Origin of the sequence: Legionella sp. PATHC035, assembly GCF_026191115.1 — a bacterium.
Taxonomy (GTDB): domain Bacteria; phylum Pseudomonadota; class Gammaproteobacteria; order Legionellales; family Legionellaceae; genus Legionella.
Genome location: NZ_JAPHOT010000001.1, coordinates 1367909 through 1386780, shown reverse-complemented (window position 1 = coordinate 1386780; position 18872 = coordinate 1367909). Strand labels below are relative to the sequence as shown.

The window sequence follows — 18872 nt, the reverse complement described above, 5'->3', positions numbered from 1 at the left end:
TCTTTTTCAACAGATTAAATTATCCCTAGTTTTTTAAATTAGCGCTGTTTTCAAGTTCTGGTTGAAGATTTTTATCCAACAGAGAGCGGCCGCAATCAACATAAGCAAATGCATGAGCAAAATCTCTGAGTTCCATAGTAAAAGTAGAGCGTCTTACTGGTAAAGTAATCAATTCAATTTGTCCATTTTCTTCTTGTTCGATTGAATATCGTCCGCCATAAAAGAGGTAATGAGACAACCAATGACGGTTTTCATGATGTGGATTGCGAAGAATGACAAATTTGCGATGGGTTCGCTTACTTTCTTTAGTGTCAAGCAACGCATAGGTATGCTGCATGGTAATTCCCTCAGGAGGATCTTCTTTTGGACTACAGACGATAGGTTTTTGTTCTGTATGAGCCTTTTTTAATGAAAGGAACAAATCAATCTCATCATAACTGTACTCGTTTTCTCCAGGCAAAATGGCATACCGGTGCAACCAGCTTGTCACGGCTGAAATCGCCTTAACTGGGGGCGCCATGCTGTGATGCATTCGCTGTTGTAAAAAGCAAATGAACTTCTCTTTGGTTAAAAAGAGATTTTCTTCAAGCAATTGCTCAAAGTATTTTTGATTCAGATGGACCCAGTTCCACCACTCATGCAATAGCGTTTGCTGATCCGCAAAAATATATTCGAGCATATTGGTGATACTTGCTAATTTATCATGAGGGCGCAGAAGAAAAATTAAAGAATAAATGTCTTTTCCATTACAGCCATAAATCAGTTTTTTATATAATTGAGCAAGAGAGGATTGTGCTTGTTGGGGAATAGCGATTGATTCAGTAAACCCTCCAAGAAATGCTTTTAACGCGGTTCGACTATCGCCGCTGGTTAGCGTTTTATTATAATTGCCGCCCATAAAAGTAACATAGGCCTTTTCAAGAAAACGGACCCAGATTTTGCCCGAACTTAAAATGCCCCAAGATGTAGGTAATGATTTTTCAATCATGAGCCATTGCGGCTTATCATCCTTAAAAAAACGGACATGGATTTTATTTTTTTTATCAATCATTGCGTCACGAATGTATTGTTCGCCATTCGGTAAAGCAAGGATTGCATTGATGACCGAGAGTAGATAACAATCGCCACTCATGGCTCCTTGGGCAACATGAGCAATCGATAGTCTTTTGGGATACAGAGGAGCGAAATTTTTCTTGTGCTGAACGGTAAAAAACAAATAGGTGCCTTGTGGATTAGGACTCGTTTCACATTCTTTGACGGCTTGCTGCTGAGGTGACGATTCATTTTCAATAAGTTCCAATTTATTTTCCATATATTGGGTCCTAAAAAATTATTAAGTTATTTATAGTGTTACAACTCATCTCACTGTCTGCACCAATTTTTAAAGTGTTTTCACATGGCATAGCATGTGCATGCATGATGTATTTTATAATAGACCAAACCTTGGTATCGCGTATTTCGCTGTAAAATTTATTGTTATGTTACCAGATTAACACGACTCCATCCCGGATAAAGTAACAGGTTAAGAACACCTCCCTGAGGATATGGACGAAGTCTGCAAGGGGTTTAAGGATGCTCAGACGTAGAGCAAAATGTTACAGGGGATGATTCCGAATTCATGAACCAGTACAAAGATGAGTTCGGTTAATTTCTGTCGACCTACCTACGCCCATCAACGTCATCGCAATACCCATTTCGTTGCGTATCAACTCAAGCATATGTTCCACTCCAGCTTGTCCTCTTGCCGCTAAAGCATATGCTGTCGGTCTACCTAGAAGCACTGCCTGGGCTCCGAGAGCCAGCATCCGTATCACATCGAGTCCCGAGCGTACCCCTGAATCAACAAGGATGGTGAGGTCGGAATGGACCTTATCAGCAATCTTAGGCAGCGCTTTTGCGGTAGATAATACCCCATCGAGTTGCCGTCCGCCATGATTGGAGACGATAATTCCATCTGCCCCAAAAGTTACAGCATCTTTTGCATCTTCTGGATCAAGTATTCCTTTGATGAGTAAGGGTCCTTTCCAAAAATGACGTATCCACTCCAGATCGCGCCAACTGATTGAGGGATCAAAATTTTGATTTAACCACCCAATATAATTTTTTAGCCCTATCGATTTTTTTAAGTAGATCGAAATATTTCCTAGATCATGTGGACGCCCCATAATGCCCACCTGATAAGCCCAGGAGGGTTTCATCAGGGCTTGCAAGAATCGACGTTCACGGGCAAATGGACCAGACATTCCTGAGCGTGCATCGCGATAGCGTGCACTTGGAGTGGACATATCTACGGTGAATACCAGATGAGTCACACCGCAAGTTTGAGCCCGTTCCAGCATACTCTGCATAAAGCCGCGATCTTTGAGTACGTACAGTTGAAACCAGACAGGCCGAGAACTATGGGCGGATACTTCTTCCAAAGAGCATACAGAAACTGTTGATAAGGCAAAAGGTATTCCTTTTTCTGCAGCTGCTTGGGCTACTTGGACCTCACCTCTTCGGGCGTACATTCCGGTAAGACCTACGGGGCTTAGGATGACTGGCATTGCCAGCTTTTGTCCTAAAAGTTCTGTTTCAAAATTGAGATGTCCTACATTTTTTAAAATCCTTTGCCTTAATAGTACCTTAGCAAGATCTTCAGTATTGGCCTTGAGTGTTTGTTCGGCAAAAGCACCACCATCGATATAATCAAACAGAAATCGAGGAAGTTTCCGTCGAGCCGCTTCACGATAGTCAGTAATAGAAGAAATAATCATGTTCCAGTCCATTGAGCAATTAAAACCTTGGTTCCTAATTTTAATTGATTAAAAAATTTTATAGTTCAAAGATACACGGGGCTTAGCATAAATTATAGGGGTAGGATTGGATTTTATAAATTAACCCGTTTCGAAATAATAAGGGCTACAAGGTGTGTCGTCTATTCATGATTTTTTATTTGGTGAATGAGAGTCCGGTGAGTTGTTTGATCACTGAATTAAAATCTCCGGATAAGACAAACTAATTGCCCATAATCTAAACTTAAAGTAATGAGACATTTTGCTTTTATAAACTATAGGCCAGAAGCATGTTCCGCCATTGGATTCTAAAAAATTGTGGCACACCCCTTATTCGTCATTACGCCAAAAAAATCGAAAACAGCGCTTATGATCCCTATCCCTATCAGAACGCAGCACTTAAAAAAATTATCAATACCTGTAGAAAAACAGAGCTTGGCATCCAATGTGGATTATCTCAATTAAAAACTATGGATAATGCACGAACACTCCCTGCTTTTAATTATGAAATGTTACGGCCTGAGTTTGAAAAAATCTATCAAGAAGGGAAACAGGGATTTTTTAGTTGGGAGCCTATTAAAGCCATTTCTTTAACTTCAGGAACTACTGGTGGTCCCAAATACATTCCAATAACCCCCAGTTTAATCAACAACCTGGTACGCATTGGTTTTAGTTTATATGCGGGGTTTTCCAATGAATTAAATAATCCTAAGGAGTTATTTGATGGCAAGGCGCTGTATTTGAGTGCACAACCCTATGTTTATAATTCTCCTACGGCTCTGCCTGTAGGCTTCATATCGGGGTATATGAATTCAAATCGGCATTGGCTTTATAAGGACTTGCTCTATCCATCAACAAAAACATTGGCTATTCCAGATGCACAAGTACGGATGACACGTATTTTTGAGGAAATTAAAGATCAAGATATTCGCATGATTTTAGGTTTTCCTGCGATTATCCAATTAGTTACTGCCAAAGCATTATCCTATTTTAATGTGAGCCATCTGCAGCAGTTATGGACAAATTTATCTGTATGTGTCTATGGAGGAAATTTTTTATCTCTTTCGCAAATCGATTACCTTAAAAAAAGTTGGATAGGTGATGTCAGCACAGAGAAAAAGCTGCTATTTTTGGAGCATTATTCAGCCGCAGAAGGTTTTTTTGGGCATACCTTACATAGTGATTGGCCCGGCCTTGTTTTTAATCCCTTTGATGTCTTTTATCAATTGAAACAGAATCGAGACGATTTCGAGTTTTTGCAATTGCATGAGCTAAAAGAGGGGGGGCGTTATCTTATTTATGTCACAACCCTTGCCGGCTTAATCAATTATGAAATGGAAGATATTATTGAAATCACCTCTGTGAAACCACTTACCTTCAAATTTTTTGCGCGTGCAAAGGAACAAATTTCCCTAATTTCTGAAAAAATCCTGGTTTCTGAAATAAAACAGGTAGTGGAATGTCTTGCTCAGGCACTCAATCAACCTATTCATGATTTTGCGGTTTATCTTGATTGCCGATCGGGTAATCGGCTCTTTTTTATTTTATCGACGCCAATAGCCAATTTAGACTCTTCGATTCAATTATTAGATGATAGTCTTCGTAAAATAAACCCGAATTATAATGAATATCGGGCAAATAATACGTACCAACCACCCAAAATAATTTACAAGCCAACGGAATTTTTTAACAAATACCGTGAAAAAAACATTCATAAAGGCAACTTCAAGGAAAAAAGATTGTTTATGAGTGAAGCTGAATTTAATGCGGCTTATTTTTGATTCCGTATGAGTTAATACGGAATCATTCCAATTTTTATTTTGATGGATTTGGGACGTTGTTCAGCTGCATTTGCACCAGGCTGGTCATTGCCTCAAGCATTTTTTGGCGGGACTCAGAATTGTCTGGCGATTGTTTGTAGATAATATTCGCTAAAAATGCAGAGAGCGCCTGGGATATTACATTACTATTACGAAAATGTGGCGGTAATTTTTCTACGGATTGTACTAAAGAGGACAATAAATTTTGCCCAATAAAGTTCATGGCTTTGGAATAGTCTTCATTGGTTAAGGCTTCAACTGATTGAGAGGTTTCATCTATTTTCATGCTCTATCCTGTGATTTTTAATTAAATGAAATTATAGGGGTTGTCTTAAATCACTTCAATGCACTGAGCTCGAGTTAAGCCCTTTTTATGAAAAAGGGTACACTCCAGCTAAAATGGATAGGGCTATGTAAAAAAACTATAAAATAAAGCAATAAGCGGGAACCTGTAGAGGAAAAGTAGCCTCTACAGGCTACGGGTGGGGATTAAAGAGTGCTGCTCATGGAACTTCTGTGTGACTCGGATAAGGTTTCTTCTTTCGAATCTCTCAAGTCACTGATGTTGCGGCGCATCTCAATAGTTTTCTGGGGATTTATTAAATTTTCAATATATGCTTGTCCATTTTTAAGTTTTTGATTTTCAGGATCATGCTCTAAGGCTTTTTTTATCTGAGTTTGAATTTCCTTTAAGCTGCCCTCAAAAAGATGGCCACTGCCACAGGAATATACGTGGTTATCTATGGGCTTGCCATCCTGACCTAGTTGGACACCATGAAATTCTCGGGGGGGTGTCGCAGTGGCTTGCGCGAGGAAAAATTTGGTCACTTCTTCGGGTGAATCAAAAACCAGCGCACCATTTTTGTCAGGCTCTTTCCCATATTGTTTTTTGAACTCTTCAACTATCTTGGGCCAATCCTTATTCATTTGTTCCGGTTTGATTAGCGATTTTTTTCTATTTTGCTCTTCAAGTTCTAATTCCTGCAGCTGATGTTTCTTCTTTTCTTGCTCTTCTTCAGCTTTTTCGGCTAATAATCTGCTTCTCATTTCTTGTTCGGACGTCGACATAATGGGGCTCCACAATAATCTTTATATAAAAAGAAAAAAAATCAACTTGTGATAATATAACTCAATTATAAATGGCAGCAGCAATTGCCCTGCAATTTATTGCGATTTTTTTACAATTTAAAAGGGAACTTTTGCATTTCAAAGCTGAATAAAACTCAAGGGATTAAGTCGGTACGTAACAATTGGGCGCTTGTGGGGCATCCCGTCATCCCTGCGTAGGCGCGATCTGAAAAAATTCTATAATTTGCTCACAACAAAATGATTGGTGTATTGAAAATTATCCGCTGAAATTGCATCGGCAATTTGTTGTTCAATCGTGGTTATTGATTCATCACCGTCTCTATTATCAACAGGAGAATAGATACCATGCCCTACTCTCGGCAGTTGGGATTGAGTCCCCTCGTTTAATTGTGCCTCAGGATCTAATAGGATTAATTCGCCTTCTCCTGTGATGTTGAAAGCAACGCTATCACCAAATAAAGGTGTAGGATTTGCTTTTGCTTGCATTAATAATTTAAATGTTTGTTTATAACACAGGCTTGGCTCTTCATATTCGCTTCCAGGTCCTACTAAGGTCACTTGATCTTCTAAATCCGACCAGCGGAGTTTTCTGTCGGTAAGCGCTTGTAGGTCAGAAAGAATTCGATCCAATTCCTCTTGAACGGCACTCGTTGTTGTTCGATCACCAAATATATGTGCGACATAATAACAGGGGGTACCCTTTGCATCTGTTGTGGCGACCAAAACACCGGTACAGTGTAAAAGTCCTTCAGTCCCCAGAATATCTAAATCACCGTCTTTAAATCCTGCTCCAGCATCTGCTCCTACTCGATAACAGCGTAATTTCTTCATGCTTACAAGCTGTTTCGAATTAGGTATATGCATTAATGAAAAATTCTTGCATTGTTGTAAGAGAGAGCTGATTTCTGATTCTTTGGAATCTTCTTGTATCTTCTTTAGACTCTTAAACAGTATTGCGACTCGCCAATTGTCTTTGTCGCCCATATCAAAACTCGACATGACTTCCAACGCTTCATCTATTTTGTCGAAGGATGAAAGTTTTTTATAATATTTGGATGCATCACTTAACCTGATGTGTTCTGTATCCAGCAAAACGAGTTCATGGTTATCTTTTTGGACAACAATCTTTACCATGAAAGCACCTTTTTTATGAATGGGCATTAATTATACACATTGATTGCCTTTGATGTAAATCCAGTGATCATATAGGCTTAAAATTTTAATTATTGGTCGATTAAGAGTCTTTCTCGCGCCGAGGGGGAGCATCAGGGACGTTTGTTTGTGAGTTGTTTTTTAAAGGAATTGAGTCGGCGGTATCGCTTTTACTTGGAATACAGCCATCGAGCTAATGCATCAACTCCTGCTTTTAAATCGTCTTCGTTGGCTCCAAAAGACATCCGCACATAACCTTCTTTGCCAAACGCAATTCCTGGAACTAAGGCAACATGAGCTTCTTCCAAAGCTTGTTTACAAAATTCCTCCGAACTTTGCCTGTTAATACCCAGGCTTTTTAAAGACAGGAACAGATAGAGCGACGAAGCTGGGGAATTTAAGGTTAGGCCAAAAGCATCATTTAAAGCCTTAACAAGTGTATCTCTTCTTTTTTGCATACCTTGTTGTACCCATTGATTGACACCATTTATTTCGGTTAAGGCCGCAATGGCTGCCCATTGACTTAAAGTGGTTACGCCGCTAGTGCTTTGACTAACCAGGGCAGTTAAGGGGTGAATCATCGATTGGGATGCGAAAACAAAACCAATTCGCCAACCCGTCATGGCAAAATTTTTTGAGCAACTTTGAATCACAATAACCCGATCTTGATATTGGGGAAAAGAGCCACACGAGATATAGGAGTGCTCATCATAGGTGAGGGCGCTGTACACTTCATCCGCTAGAACAAGTAGATCCTGTTCCTGCGCAACGCGCAGCAGTTCAATAAGCTCCTCTTCGGTATATAATGCCCCGGTTGGATTTGTGGCGTTATTGAGAATAAGAAGCTTGCTTTGCGGCGAACATGCTTTTCTAAGTGACTGGGGGGTCAACTTCCATCCCTCTGCTTCTAGGGTGTCAACGATGACAGGTTTCCCGCCAGTTAATTGAGTCATAGCTGGGTAAGAGACCCAATAGGGGGCGGGGATAATGACCTCATCACCTTGTTGAATTAATAATTGCATCAGCAAATAGATTCCAAATTTTCCACCATTGACGACTAGGCAGTTTTCTTTTTTAAACGAACAGCTATAGGTTGTATTCATCCAGGAACTGGCCAAGGCCCGTAGTTCTGGAACTCCTGCTACTGGAGGATAAAGGGTTTCTCCTTGTTCCAGGGCGTATGTAGTCGCTGTAACAATTGAGGGATGGGGGGGAAGTTTGGGCTCACCGGCGCTGAGGTTATAAATTTTAATCCCTTCCTTTATTTTTTGCTGGGCTAATGAATTAATCGCAACGGTTGCAGAATCTTCAGGTAAACTCTTTTTTATAAAATGATTCATTATTTTTGCACCTTTCTCGAGTTGGATATGATGATTTTGAATAATCGATTAATAAATTCTTCTTGCAAGTGGTACTGCTTGGATAAATGTTCATAATACTCAAACAATTGTTTTTCACGCGAACGGTCCAGTACTTTTTTCCCTTCTTGCGATTTTAGAGCACCGATTTGTTTCGAGAGTTCTTGACGCTTCGCCAATATTTCGATGATGCAAGCATCAGCCTGTTCAATTTGTTTTCTCAATTCTTCGAGTGTCGGCATGATATCCTCCTTACTTGAGAAGTCGTGCGTTTTTTACCAAGATAAAAGCGGTTCGATTGGGATGGCTGTCTTGGATTTTTGCCGCTTTTATTTCTAAACCATACAGTTCTGCGCAACGTGCTGAGGCAATGATTGCTGAATGAGGCGGCAATCTTCCCTCCGCTAAGTCCTTGGCTGCTTTTGCTGTGTCAATCCATTCTATGTGTTCTGTGTTTTTGAATTGTTTTTGGAGGAACTGACGGCATTGGGCAAATCCTTGAGGATGGGACACGATGTGGCTAATTTGATGGCATTGAATGCCGGGTCGTACGAGGAGGCATTGATTGATTTCATGCCATAGTTCGTCAATAGGAGTAAATAAATGTCTTCCCATGGCTTGGAATGCTGGCGTGACTAGGCCACCTATGAGATTGACGACAGGCACTATACCTAGATCGATACGTTCATTTTCGATGGCATGCAGAACACCTTCCATATCCAGTAAGTGAACAAGAGTTGGAGCCAACCTTTTTTGCTTTGCATACACTAAGGCCGCTTCTTCAGAAAACGAACCTGCATCTCCTGAAATACCAAATAAAGTATTCATACCTGCACCTCCATGGCCAACTCCTTGCTTTCTAAAGATCGCATCTTCGCAAGTTCCAGTAAAAACGTTTCGGTCTGTTCCCAACTGAGGCATGGATCCGTAATCGATAGCCCGCTTAGATCAAGGTCATCTGGATTCATCGCATCAACTTTTTGATTCCCTTCTTTGATAAAACTTTCCACCATGAAGCCTTTAACCAACTTTTTTAAATCCGGGTGGCTTTGAATGCTTTCTAAAACGTTTAGAGCAATAGAAGGTTGTAATTGGTGATTTTTTTTGCCGTCTACCAAGCAATTATCATGGCTGACATCAACAATAATCGATGGGTTGATGATCTGATGCATGTCCATATGATGTTTTACTTCTTTAAGATGGGCAATGGAATAATTAGGGGCATGATTGGAGCCGCGTAAAACCATATGCGCGTGCGGGTTTCCATGGGTTTGTACTTCGTAGCCATCGAATACCGCGACATGATCATGTTGGGAGGCAACAATACTGTTTACGCCGATAGCCAATGAACCGTGAGTGGGGTTTTTTAATCCTACTGCACAGTCTAAAGAGGAAGCAAAAATTCGATGTTCCTGATCTTCAGAACTGCGGGCTCCAATTGCAACCCAAGACAGAAGCTCCAGAAATCCTTTAGCATTATGGGTAAACAACGCTTCATCAGCAATAGGCAATCCCATTTCAATGACCTTAACCATCATATCTCGGGTGTATTTTATTCCAGAGGCAATATCTGGAGCAGAGAATAAATCCGGTTGGTTTACCGGACCGGTCCACCCCTTAGTTGTTCGCGGTTTTTGAATATAAACGCGCATAATGAGTTTTAATTCGCTTTTCACTTTCTTGTTTAATTGCACTAAACGACGAGCATATTCCAGCACTGCTTTTTTCGGCCAGGCAGAACAAGGTCCGACTATCATTAAAAGACGATGATCACGACCTTCTAAAATGGCTTTAACCTCTTCTCGGTCACGAGCAATTTGCAGATGGGCCGCAGGAGATAAAGGAATTTCTTGAATAATTTCGTCTACAGGAGGTAGTTTCTTTAAGATGGAATAGCTCATCATCCCCTCCTACAGACAGTAAGTAATTTGGGTAGAGCCTGGGAACGATGTGTTCGCGATTGATGGTGCATGATGGACACTCCTCTTTGGGTTCTATCCAACTCCCATGCTTTTCTTGTCTGGGAATTTGGGTACCAAAACCCCCAGACTAAGCTGGGGGTTGGAGTGTTAGTTAATTCTACCGACCACCCAGCTGCGGGCTAAAAAAGCTAAAATAAAAAAAGCAAGCAAAGGCTTGTGCGAAACCTGCTTCTTTATTTAACTTGTGGTGTACAGTAGAAAGGGACATAAAAATTCTGTATAAAATATTTGTATTATTAATATACAGCTAAGTTGATGATTCTGTCAATACTTCCAAGTCACATTGCATTCATTGGATCGTATAACTTATTAATAAATCGCAAAATTTTTTTCTTAACTAAATGATCACCCCATCATCTTGAGGAGTTACGAATTCCGTCACCCTAGCAAGTTTACGAGGAAGACGCTCTTCATTGCGGCACCTGTTTTCAAAACATCGTGTATGCCAACTTCAGGAGATTGATCACGAGTTCGGAATAATCTGTTTACAGCTTATCCATTGGGTTGGTGCTCAATGTTGTAGTATCAGTGGCCTGTTGGGAAGAGGGAGGCTTAAATCCGCTGAATATTCCTATTTGGCTGGGTTTAGCTTCTTCCTTTTGGGGGTGGCGTAAATGAATTAAAGCAGACTGTAATTGTTTTGCTGTTTGGGCAAATACTTCAGGACATTGGGTTAAGACTTTTTCCCAGGGTTTGTCCTCTAAAGATACATATAATTTTTGTTCTAAAAGCTCATCACGAACAATCTGGTAGACTATATTTGCCAGATAATTTTTACCCAATGAATCACAAACTCCCTTGTCTTCAAGGAAATTAATGATCTGCTGCAACTCATTTAATTTTGCCGTTATGCCTTCATTGTGTTTGAAGCTGTTAAACAAGGAGTGCGCATCTTGGATATCAAAAAAACTGTACTCAACACCCAATTCATTTAAATACTGACTTTCCTGGCAGTAAGAAGCAGGCCGTTCACCACGAATCCAAAAACCTAATTCTGCGCATAGGTCTATGGCTTTGTCGTCATGGGTGAACAGTTCAAGTTTTTTTACCCGGTTTTCTGTCAATAGAGCATTTAAAGCCAATCTTAATGCAGCACAACAGAGTTTTTTATCATTTTGATAAATCTTAAGATCTTCGAGAAAGGCAATATGTTGAATCACGCTGTCATCAGGATAATAATCAAAATCAAGGATTAGGGTCTTATCGTGTAAGACTTGAATTTTGTTGTTTACACGTTGCACGGTTAAATGACTTGATGTTTCATCCAACAGAGGCGGCAGTTTGGGTTCATATTTTTTTGATGCAAAAGATTTTGATTGTTCAAGTAATGCTTCATCAATGATCTTATAACTAAAGCGCTCAATAAGATAATAATGACTTTTTTCATCCTCTCCAGACCGCTGTAACCAATCTGGAAATACGGCTTCTGTTTTATAACCTATAGAATCAGAGAGGTGGAACGCTTTGTTGTTGCCGCCACTTTGTGTGAATCGGATGCATTTAACCTTGGGGTTTTGTTTTACAATTTCTTCAAATTCTTTCCAAAAAATTTTGCCATAGCCTTTATTGAGGTACTGGCTATCAACTCCCATGGAACAAAATTCCGCAACATGTTCATAAGGCCCTGAGAGATATTTAATCCGACGGACACCAACAATAGTTTCTTTGTCATCGATTAAATCGACCATGACATAGACATCACTTTGTTGATTAAGACGGTCAAAGGTTGCTTTAAAGGATTGCAAATCTTTTTTGGTAAATGACATCCATTGGATAATATGATCTTGCATCCATATTTCCCAAACTCGTTGATAATCACTTTCTTTAACGCGTCTGAGAAAAGGATGTTTGATTTCTAAAGGTTCTTGCATGATGAGTACAAAAAATTAACCTATTTCATGGTATTCCTTTTTAGTTCAAATGTCAATCAAATGATTTATTTTATGGTCAATTCGTGTTAAGGTGAGCAGCCCTATATTCGCGTCAGCGCCATACGGGCTGATGTACTTGCCACTAGCGGATAACAAAGCTATATTTTTTACTTCTCTTTCTAAGAAAAGCAGCAATGACCAAAATAGCGCTTTATTTAGCGGGTGGTGGAGCCCGTGGAGCTTATCAGGCTGGGGTGATCAAGGCGATCTGCACCATTCTTGGCTCAAAGAAAATTCCTTTCAATATGCTCACTGGGGCCAGTGTTGGCAGTATTAATGCAGGGGTATTAGGTGGGAATGTGCTTGATTTTTCTGCTGGTGCGAACACCTTAGAGGAATTATGGCGTGATATTACCTGTGAGCATATTTTTAAGTCCAGTAATTATGCACTAAGCAAAGCGGCTATACGCAATATGAGCAGTATGCTGATGAAGCAACGTCTATTAGGCCATATCCTTGATACATCGCCTTTACAGGATTTTATTAAGAACATTATTCATTTTGAGAGTTTGGAGCGTGCCATTAAGAATAAGCACTTAGACATGATGGAGATCATCAGCAGCTGTTATGAAACGCAAAGAACCATCTCGTTTTATCAGCATCACGCAGAGGATTTTGAGGATTGGAATGATCCGCTTCATAGTAGTCAAAGAGTGAATCTGCAAATGGAGTATTTCCTGGCGTCCACCTCATTACCCTTGTTTTTCCCTCCTGCAAAAATAGATGGATTTCATTACGGAGATGGCCATGTGGGATTAGCAGCTCCCTTACGTGGCGCTATCCGTTGCCAAGTCGATAAAATTTTAATTATCGGCACTCGGAAACTACCTGCGTTACACAATCCAGAAAAATTACAGGGCAGCGATATTGATTTCACACGTGTTTTGGGGAGCATGGTCAATGGATTATTTTTAGATAACCTCGAGCGTGATCTTGAGATGGTGAGCCACATGAATTCTATGGCGCATATGTTACCTCCTGAGAAAAAAGAGCATGCTCCTTGGCGGCCTATTCAAACCTTACATTTACGCCCCAGTGTGGATATAGCAGCAGTGGCTCAGTCTCATTATAACAATATACCCATGTTATTACGGATCTTGCTGAATTTTCTTGGTGCAAAACGTCATTCCGGTGATTTACTCAGTTTTCTATTGTTTGAAAAAAAATTCGCCCGAGAGTTAATAAAACTCGGTTTTGACGATACGATGGCAGCACAAGATTCTGTTTTAAGTTTTTTTGATGCCTAGAATTTGGGTTCTTATTTTTTAAATGCAGGAACGGTTGAGTCCAGATGCATATAAAATCGTTCCGTATGACAAAGAGCCAGATTCGAGCCCCTATTTTTCATATACCATTGCAGTTCTTTAGGCTCTTCCTCGTTGTTTAAACGGTACTTGTACTCAGTAACGAGTTCATCGAGTTTTTCTTTTAATAAAATCACGTGTTTTCGTTGGGTGGTCGATAATGGTTTTTTAAAATAACTCAATGCCTTGCCTATTGTTGCCCGTCGTTGAGTATATTCTGTGGAATCAACGATTTTTTCATAACATGCTTCAAGGAAATCTAATTTTTCGGTCATTGACGCAAAAGGGGCAATTGATGCATTCAGTTGTGACTTTTGAAAAGGAAGGGTGCTGATTATTTTTCTTGAATCCCGCAGAGATTTTGTTAAGTTCTCCTTGAACTTTTTTAGTATTCTTCTCACCAAATTTAGAAAGAAGCTGTATATTGACAAGTATAGGAATTAATTGCCTTTCTGAGCTTTCATCAATGGATATACTTTGGCCAAAATTTTTGTATTTGGCATTTTTATTTTCTCTAGGACCAAACACACGTAATGTTGGATCAAAAGTGACATCAACACCTGGTGGAATTTCCGGCGAGAAAAACGGCCAAAAAAAGATTGCCACGCAGCAGTAGCATCTTCAATAGAGCTAATTTCACTCAAACTATAATTATCAGGCATACATTCAGATAAAAAAAATACTCTCTGTGTGTATTTATTATAATTAAAATTTGTTACAAGGAGCTTGATGAGTATGAAAAACGTTTTTCGTCACTTAATTAGCTCTATTCGCGTCCATAGAAGTGAATTACAATCAACAGAAATAAGTGCTCAATGAGGGCTAGTGCTTATGCATCAATTTGATTTGAGTTTTAAGGTAAGGTCAAGCAGGGAAATAGGCATTAATTGATCAATCTCAATAAATCTTAGGAGTAATAAAAACAATGGAAGGCGTGGTCATTTGTTTAATTCTTCTTTTTTTAATGGTGATTTCTGGGGTGATTACACGCTTTGTTTCCTTCCTGCCAACACCATTAATACAAATTGCCATAGGGACACTTCTGGCAGATTTATTTCCCGCTTTCTTTGATGTGGGATTTAATCCAGAACTTTTTATGTTGTTATTTGTTCCTCCTTTATTATTCAATGACAGCTGGCATTTTCCAAAACGTGAGTTTCTGCTCTACACCCGGCCTATCATTATGTTGTCGATTGGTTTGGTTTTTTTTACAGTGGCTGGTATTGGTTATCTGGTGCATTGGTTAATTCCGCTCATTCCTTTGCCTGCTGCATTTGCATTAGCGGCAGCACTTTCACCGACCGATGCGGTATCACTTCGGTCAATGACCGCTGGAGCGCGCATACCTGATCGCATCATGCATATTTTACAAGGCGAGGCATTGTTAAATGATGCTTCGGGCTTAGTTTCCTTTAAATTGGCGGTTGCTGCGATGTTAACAGGAGTGTTTTCGCTGACGGGAGCAATCTGGAGCCTCTTATTCATTAGTCTTGGCGGGATTGGGGTTGGGGTAATTCTTACTTATATTTTTATTTCGCTATTGGGCAAGTTAACCAAACATAACGTTCATGAAACCACTACTGAAAATTTATTATTGCTGTTGTTGCCTTTTACCGTATATCTCGTTGCTGAAAAATTAGGTTTTTCAGGGATATTGGCTACTGTTGCTGCAGGTTTTACAGTAGATCGAGCTGGATTTTTAGATAGAACCATGGCCAAAATGCGTCTGGAAGGTCATTTTGTTTGGGAGGTTCTTGATATTACTTTAAATGGAATTATCTTTATCCTTTTGGGGTTATATTTACCCCATTCAATCAAATTCCTCAAAGCAACTGGATATAGTTTGTCCGAATACGCAATGATTGTTGTTCTTATTACCATTACCTTAATTCTTCTGCGCACCCTATGGATTTATTTAACCCTACCTTTTGAAGGATTAATATCCAGACGTAATAAGAGTTCCTGGCGTTTTCCTAATTTAAAAATAATCAGTACTTTTTCACTAGGTGGCGTTCGTGGGGCAATTGCTTTGGCTGCGATTTTATCGTTACCGCATATGGTCGATGGAGGGCCTTTTCCTGAGCGTAAGCTTTTAATTATTCTTGTGATTGGTGTTGTATTGTGTTCTTTGGTTATTAGTAGTTTGCTGTTACCTTTGATTACTCCAGGGTTGAAAAACTTGTTGCATAAACATAACCAAGATGAAGAAAATGAAGCGGTGCTTGCCTTATCTAAAGCAGCCGTTGAAGCGATCAAAATGAAAATGGATCGGCTATGTGAAGAGGCCAATGAACGTGAGAGGGCTTTGTGCATTGAGGTTGCAAACAAGTTAATGGATTCGTTCAATCAATTTATTGTATCAAACCATGGGACTGAAAATGAAAAATTGGAAAGTATATTAGCCTTAACATTCGAACGACAATTACGCTATGCGGCTTTAGAGGGAGCCCATCAGGAGTTGCGTACGTTGAGGAAAGCTAGAAAAATCAATAATACGACCATGATGAAAATTATTTCTCGACTTGATTTACGGCAAATTGCGTTGCATTCAGAACATCAAACCATTTCGAGTTCTTTGGAAAAAAAGATTCAAGGAGTAAAAAATATTTTTAGTACTCAAGTTGATTGAGTTGTTCTGGAGCCAGTCATTCTAAACTTTCTTTTCTAAGGATGGGGTGTGATAATATTCAGGTGGACCTAAAAAAAACGATTATCCAAGCGAGTAACTATTAAATACTTGCGTCTCGTGTTTATTCGATTCAGCGATTTTATTGATCCAATGATCTATAAGCTCCTTTTCGCGGGCTGTTTTTGCATCACAAAACAAAAATGAAGTTCCCCATCCCATGCGACCAAACCCTACGATCAGCCCTATACCACCAAAACAACTGATGATCAGTAGGATATCTGCAATAAGACGTCTGGTGCTGTGCCGATGATGAAACTCCTCATGTGCCAGTGTTTTCAACTGTTGGGATATCTGTTTAATCGGCAACTTGGATTTACGAATATGGACAGCCTTATTATAAAAGCGTTTTATAGACTCATTGTACTCAATACCAAGCTTATTCTTTTTATTCAGTGCTAATTTTTCTTTGCAGAATCGTTCTAGTCTTTTTAGATCTTCATCGAGATGTTTATTGCTTACGACAGGGGTAGGCGCAGCAGCACCAAAATGGGTGAGTATTTCCTTCTTGCTCACTCGAAAAAGTTCTTCTGGACAGCCTGAGCTGTCAAGTTTTTGAATCCGCAGTGTATTACCCAGTGGAATTTGAGCCTGAATTAACTTAGGGAAAACCAATTGCAGTGAATCAAATGGAGGTCTAAAATCACCACTTTTATTGTTGATGCGTACTAATAAATTATTTTTTTTATCAAAAAAAACATTGCCTGCTGTGAGACAATATGCTTTTGAGGGCAACTTCTCCCCGGTCATCTGCCAATGGGCTGGGATAGGACCACCAGGATATCCCTCGTGGGCAAAAACAAGCTCCCCGTTGGTTCTTATTAAAAAGCGAAGAATTTTATAATTTTTCTCGCCAATTTTATCTTGGGCACATTCTGGGGCTTGCAATAATTGCTGTATCTGCTCGGGTGGGACTACAAGGGGAGACGACGTGATTTTTTTAATTGAGCCCCTCATAGAAATGGGCTCTTTTTTATACTGGGTGTTAAATAGTTTCGTTAACATAAAAAAAGATGAACCCTATGAGCAGTGATCATATATTGTAAAATCTTAACATATTATTACCAAAAATGCATTCCGGTCAGCATTTCTTGGAAGGTCTTTAATCAAAATCCATAAACGGTCTCAGTCAATTTTTGATATAAAATAATTCCTATTCTTATTTTATTTCTGGAAAACCGGGTAGTCGCGTTTGTCCTTAAAATCAGAACAATAATTCGGTACAATGTAATTCAGTTGAAGCATTGAGTAGTCGATTATGAATTATCAATATCATCATGTTGGAATTCCGATAACAGAACCCCGTCCGGGTGAGCGTTATAGCTCCCTTATGGATACGTATACCTCCGGTGGGGAATTACCTGGCCGAATTCAATATCATCGATTTGGTCCTAATTGCCCTCTACATCCGTTAATTCAAACGCAACCGCATATCGCCTATAAAGTAGAGAGTATCGATGAAGCGATAAAAGGAAAACATGTTCTTCTGGAGCCTTATTTTCCTATAAAAAATTTTAGAGTCGCGATGATTGAGGAACACGGTGCGGTAATTGAGTTTATAGAAACATGCTTATCTGAAGATGAAATATGGGATCAAACGAACTATCATGATTCATTGCTCTATTCTGAACAAGCGAAATAGCAGCAGATAACTTGGGATTTTGGTCCTAACCCACTTTTCAGGTTTGAAGTCATAATAATTGGGTATTGCTAAGAACAAAATCGCTTAAGGCCACTTAAATCCACAAAGGGCCAGAAAAAAGTAGAAAAAAAGAGTACGAAGTGAATAAACTGAGTTAATCAAGAGCTGATTTAGCAGCAAGATCCTTAAAAAATTTCATGCGTTTATGCAATAAACTTTTAGCTCTATAAACCAAATATAAAGAGTATCGAGGAGGAGGCTCTGGATAATAGAGCTGCACGATTAATTTATTTTCCAAATGAGGCAATAAATAAGATCTAGGTAGGCACGCGACCCCATAACCATTGATAACCGACTGAACTAAGCCATTGAGATCCGTAAACGTAAGAGAGGGTTCAATGAAATTAGGAGCTATATCTAGCGCAAGCTCAAAATACCTTTGAATAAAAGGTATCTCATTTCCATAACTAAGCCACCGTAAGTGTTTAAGACTTTCATGAAACGTAGATTCTGTCGTTATATCGATGTATTTTTCCCATCGCTCAGTGCCAACAAGTACCAGCTCATCATCAAATAATTTAACAAATTCAAAATTAGGATTGTCGTATTTGATCGATGTAATACCAAAATCGATTGTATTATTTTGTAATTCATTAATAATTTCTGAATCTCTAGGGATGTAATTAATTCTTAATTTAATTTCATGTTCAAGGCATACCCCGATTGATTTCATTATTAAATTCTGGGCGAACTCATTGACACAACTTATATAGATTTCGCCACTCATGAAATTGGTGTATTTTGAGAAATTTTCGGCCACGTCTCTAATTTTATCAAAAGGTTCTGAAATTAATGAAAAAAGCTTTTTAGCCGCTTGAGTGGGTAAAATGCATTTGGCATTTCGTTCAAAGAGGGTTTCGCCAAGATAAATTTCTAGGTTTTTTATGTGAATTGAAACTGCGGCTTGCGTGATATTCAGTTGTTTCGCTGCTTTAGCGAAGGAACCCGTCTGATAGGCAAAAATAAAGGATTCTAGGTTGTTATAGAACTTCATTTTATGATGACTCCTTTGTTTTCGCTCAAGCCAATTACTTTAAAACACTTTTGTAGTAATCATATTGTATTATAACAGAA

General features: G+C 39.3%; 18 protein-coding genes. 4 read left to right on the top strand and 14 right to left on the bottom strand.

What is annotated here, in order from left to right:
- Positions 1–25: 25 nt before the first annotated feature.
- Together OQJ13_RS06250 and lldD are read right to left on the bottom strand one after the other, a co-directional pair.
- Positions 26–1312 (bottom strand): C2 family cysteine protease, encoded by a 1287-nt coding sequence (locus OQJ13_RS06250; RefSeq protein WP_265709972.1) that lies wholly within the window; start codon positions 1310–1312, stop codon positions 26–28.
- Positions 1313–1616: 304 nt separating this feature from the next.
- Positions 1617–2756, bottom strand: coding sequence for an FMN-dependent L-lactate dehydrogenase LldD (gene lldD, locus OQJ13_RS06245; RefSeq protein ID WP_265709970.1), 1140 nt, complete (start codon positions 2754–2756; stop codon positions 1617–1619).
- A 308-nt stretch (positions 2757–3064) separates the two neighbouring features.
- On the opposite strand from lldD, the gene OQJ13_RS06240 reads away from it, so the two are divergent.
- Positions 3065–4555: a GH3 family domain-containing protein gene (locus tag OQJ13_RS06240; RefSeq protein WP_265709968.1), complete on the top strand. Its 1491-nt coding sequence runs from the start codon at positions 3065–3067 to the stop codon at positions 4553–4555.
- 34 nt (positions 4556–4589) lie between these two features.
- Here the strand turns inward: OQJ13_RS06240 and OQJ13_RS06235 are convergent, their stop codons facing one another.
- The 8 genes from OQJ13_RS06235 to OQJ13_RS06200 form a co-directional block, all read right to left on the bottom strand.
- Positions 4590–4880 carry a hypothetical protein gene (locus OQJ13_RS06235; RefSeq protein ID WP_265709966.1) on the bottom strand — a complete coding sequence of 97 codons (291 nt, stop codon included), beginning with the start codon at positions 4878–4880 and terminating at the stop codon, positions 4590–4592.
- 203 nt (positions 4881–5083) lie between these two features.
- The gene (locus OQJ13_RS06230) at positions 5084–5662 is read right to left on the bottom strand and encodes a hypothetical protein (RefSeq protein WP_265709964.1); all 579 of its coding nucleotides are present in this window, start codon (positions 5660–5662) and stop codon (positions 5084–5086) included.
- Positions 5663–5899: 237 nt separating this feature from the next.
- The gene (locus tag OQJ13_RS06225) at positions 5900–6817 is read right to left on the bottom strand and encodes a hypothetical protein (RefSeq protein ID WP_265709962.1); all 918 of its coding nucleotides are present in this window, start codon (positions 6815–6817) and stop codon (positions 5900–5902) included.
- Between the two features lie 188 nt (positions 6818–7005).
- Positions 7006–8175: a pyridoxal phosphate-dependent aminotransferase gene (locus OQJ13_RS06220; protein ID WP_265709960.1), complete on the bottom strand. Its 1170-nt coding sequence runs from the start codon at positions 8173–8175 to the stop codon at positions 7006–7008.
- Positions 8175–8435 (bottom strand): chorismate mutase, encoded by a 261-nt coding sequence (locus tag OQJ13_RS06215; protein ID WP_265709958.1) that lies wholly within the window; start codon positions 8433–8435, stop codon positions 8175–8177. The genes OQJ13_RS06220 and OQJ13_RS06215 overlap by 1 nt, the downstream gene beginning before the upstream one ends.
- A gap of 10 nt (positions 8436–8445) precedes the next feature.
- Positions 8446–9021: a prephenate dehydratase gene (locus OQJ13_RS06210; protein ID WP_265709956.1), complete on the bottom strand. Its 576-nt coding sequence runs from the start codon at positions 9019–9021 to the stop codon at positions 8446–8448.
- Positions 9018–10094: a 3-deoxy-7-phosphoheptulonate synthase gene (locus OQJ13_RS06205; RefSeq protein WP_265709955.1), complete on the bottom strand. Its 1077-nt coding sequence runs from the start codon at positions 10092–10094 to the stop codon at positions 9018–9020. The genes OQJ13_RS06210 and OQJ13_RS06205 overlap by 4 nt, the downstream gene beginning before the upstream one ends.
- A 566-nt stretch (positions 10095–10660) precedes the next feature.
- Positions 10661–12046: a GNAT family N-acetyltransferase gene (locus tag OQJ13_RS06200; RefSeq protein ID WP_265709953.1), complete on the bottom strand. Its 1386-nt coding sequence runs from the start codon at positions 12044–12046 to the stop codon at positions 10661–10663.
- A 194-nt stretch (positions 12047–12240) separates the two neighbouring features.
- Here OQJ13_RS06200 and OQJ13_RS06195 point away from each other — a divergent pair, with 194 nt between their 5' ends.
- Positions 12241–13353 carry a patatin-like phospholipase family protein gene (locus tag OQJ13_RS06195; protein WP_265709951.1) on the top strand — a complete coding sequence of 371 codons (1113 nt, stop codon included), beginning with the start codon at positions 12241–12243 and terminating at the stop codon, positions 13351–13353.
- Between the two features lie 11 nt (positions 13354–13364).
- Here OQJ13_RS06195 and OQJ13_RS06190 read toward each other — a convergent pair whose 3' ends face one another.
- Both OQJ13_RS06190 and OQJ13_RS06185 read right to left on the bottom strand, forming a co-directional pair.
- The gene (locus OQJ13_RS06190; protein ID WP_265709949.1) at positions 13365–13685 is read right to left on the bottom strand and encodes a hypothetical protein; all 321 of its coding nucleotides are present in this window, start codon (positions 13683–13685) and stop codon (positions 13365–13367) included.
- Positions 13660–14016 carry a hypothetical protein gene (locus OQJ13_RS06185; protein WP_265709947.1) on the bottom strand — a complete coding sequence of 119 codons (357 nt, stop codon included), beginning with the start codon at positions 14014–14016 and terminating at the stop codon, positions 13660–13662. Before OQJ13_RS06185 ends, OQJ13_RS06190 begins: the two co-directional genes overlap by 26 nt.
- 319 nt (positions 14017–14335) lie before the next feature.
- On the opposite strand from OQJ13_RS06185, the gene OQJ13_RS06180 reads away from it, so the two are divergent.
- A complete protein-coding gene (locus OQJ13_RS06180) occupies positions 14336–16039 on the top strand; it encodes a Na+/H+ antiporter (RefSeq protein WP_265709946.1) in 1704 nt (567 codons plus the stop codon).
- 81 nt (positions 16040–16120) lie between these two features.
- Here OQJ13_RS06180 and OQJ13_RS06175 read toward each other — a convergent pair whose 3' ends face one another.
- Positions 16121–17101 (bottom strand): hypothetical protein, encoded by a 981-nt coding sequence (locus OQJ13_RS06175; protein WP_265709945.1) that lies wholly within the window; start codon positions 17099–17101, stop codon positions 16121–16123.
- A gap of 253 nt (positions 17102–17354) precedes the next feature.
- Here OQJ13_RS06175 and OQJ13_RS06170 point away from each other — a divergent pair, with 253 nt between their 5' ends.
- Positions 17355–17738, top strand: a complete 384-nt coding sequence (locus tag OQJ13_RS06170; protein WP_265709944.1) for a helicase — start codon at positions 17355–17357, stop codon at positions 17736–17738.
- 154 nt (positions 17739–17892) lie between these two features.
- Here OQJ13_RS06170 and OQJ13_RS06165 read toward each other — a convergent pair whose 3' ends face one another.
- The gene (locus tag OQJ13_RS06165) at positions 17893–18792 is read right to left on the bottom strand and encodes a LysR family transcriptional regulator (protein ID WP_265709942.1); all 900 of its coding nucleotides are present in this window, start codon (positions 18790–18792) and stop codon (positions 17893–17895) included.
- Between the last annotated feature and the right edge of the window lie 80 nt (positions 18793–18872).

Excerpts from the sequence above, each read along its gene's own strand:
- OQJ13_RS06190 (WP_265709949.1), bottom strand. The coding sequence starts at position 13,685 with ATGACCGAAAAATTAGATTTCCTTGAAGCATGTTATGAAAAAATCGTT.
- OQJ13_RS06235 (WP_265709966.1), bottom strand. The coding sequence starts at position 4,880 with ATGAAAATAGATGAAACCTCTCAATCAGTTGAAGCCTTAACCAATGAA.
- OQJ13_RS06225 (WP_265709962.1), bottom strand. The coding sequence starts at position 6,817 with ATGGTAAAGATTGTTGTCCAAAAAGATAACCATGAACTCGTTTTGCTG.
- OQJ13_RS06240 (WP_265709968.1), top strand. The coding sequence starts at position 3,065 with ATGTTCCGCCATTGGATTCTAAAAAATTGTGGCACACCCCTTATTCGT.
- OQJ13_RS06220 (WP_265709960.1), bottom strand. The coding sequence starts at position 8,175 with ATGAATCATTTTATAAAAAAGAGTTTACCTGAAGATTCTGCAACCGTT.
- OQJ13_RS06250 (WP_265709972.1), bottom strand. The coding sequence starts at position 1,312 with ATGGAAAATAAATTGGAACTTATTGAAAATGAATCGTCACCTCAGCAG.
- OQJ13_RS06170 (WP_265709944.1), top strand. The coding sequence starts at position 17,355 with ATGAATTATCAATATCATCATGTTGGAATTCCGATAACAGAACCCCGT.
- OQJ13_RS06175 (WP_265709945.1), bottom strand. The coding sequence starts at position 17,101 with ATGTTAACGAAACTATTTAACACCCAGTATAAAAAAGAGCCCATTTCT.
- OQJ13_RS06165 (WP_265709942.1), bottom strand. The coding sequence starts at position 18,792 with ATGAAGTTCTATAACAACCTAGAATCCTTTATTTTTGCCTATCAGACG.
- OQJ13_RS06200 (WP_265709953.1), bottom strand. The coding sequence starts at position 12,046 with ATGCAAGAACCTTTAGAAATCAAACATCCTTTTCTCAGACGCGTTAAA.
- OQJ13_RS06215 (WP_265709958.1), bottom strand. The coding sequence starts at position 8,435 with ATGCCGACACTCGAAGAATTGAGAAAACAAATTGAACAGGCTGATGCT.
- lldD (WP_265709970.1), bottom strand. The coding sequence starts at position 2,756 with ATGATTATTTCTTCTATTACTGACTATCGTGAAGCGGCTCGACGGAAA.
- OQJ13_RS06180 (WP_265709946.1), top strand. The coding sequence starts at position 14,336 with ATGGAAGGCGTGGTCATTTGTTTAATTCTTCTTTTTTTAATGGTGATT.
- OQJ13_RS06210 (WP_265709956.1), bottom strand. The coding sequence starts at position 9,021 with ATGAATACTTTATTTGGTATTTCAGGAGATGCAGGTTCGTTTTCTGAA.
- OQJ13_RS06195 (WP_265709951.1), top strand. The coding sequence starts at position 12,241 with ATGACCAAAATAGCGCTTTATTTAGCGGGTGGTGGAGCCCGTGGAGCT.
- OQJ13_RS06205 (WP_265709955.1), bottom strand. The coding sequence starts at position 10,094 with ATGAGCTATTCCATCTTAAAGAAACTACCTCCTGTAGACGAAATTATT.
- OQJ13_RS06230 (WP_265709964.1), bottom strand. The coding sequence starts at position 5,662 with ATGTCGACGTCCGAACAAGAAATGAGAAGCAGATTATTAGCCGAAAAA.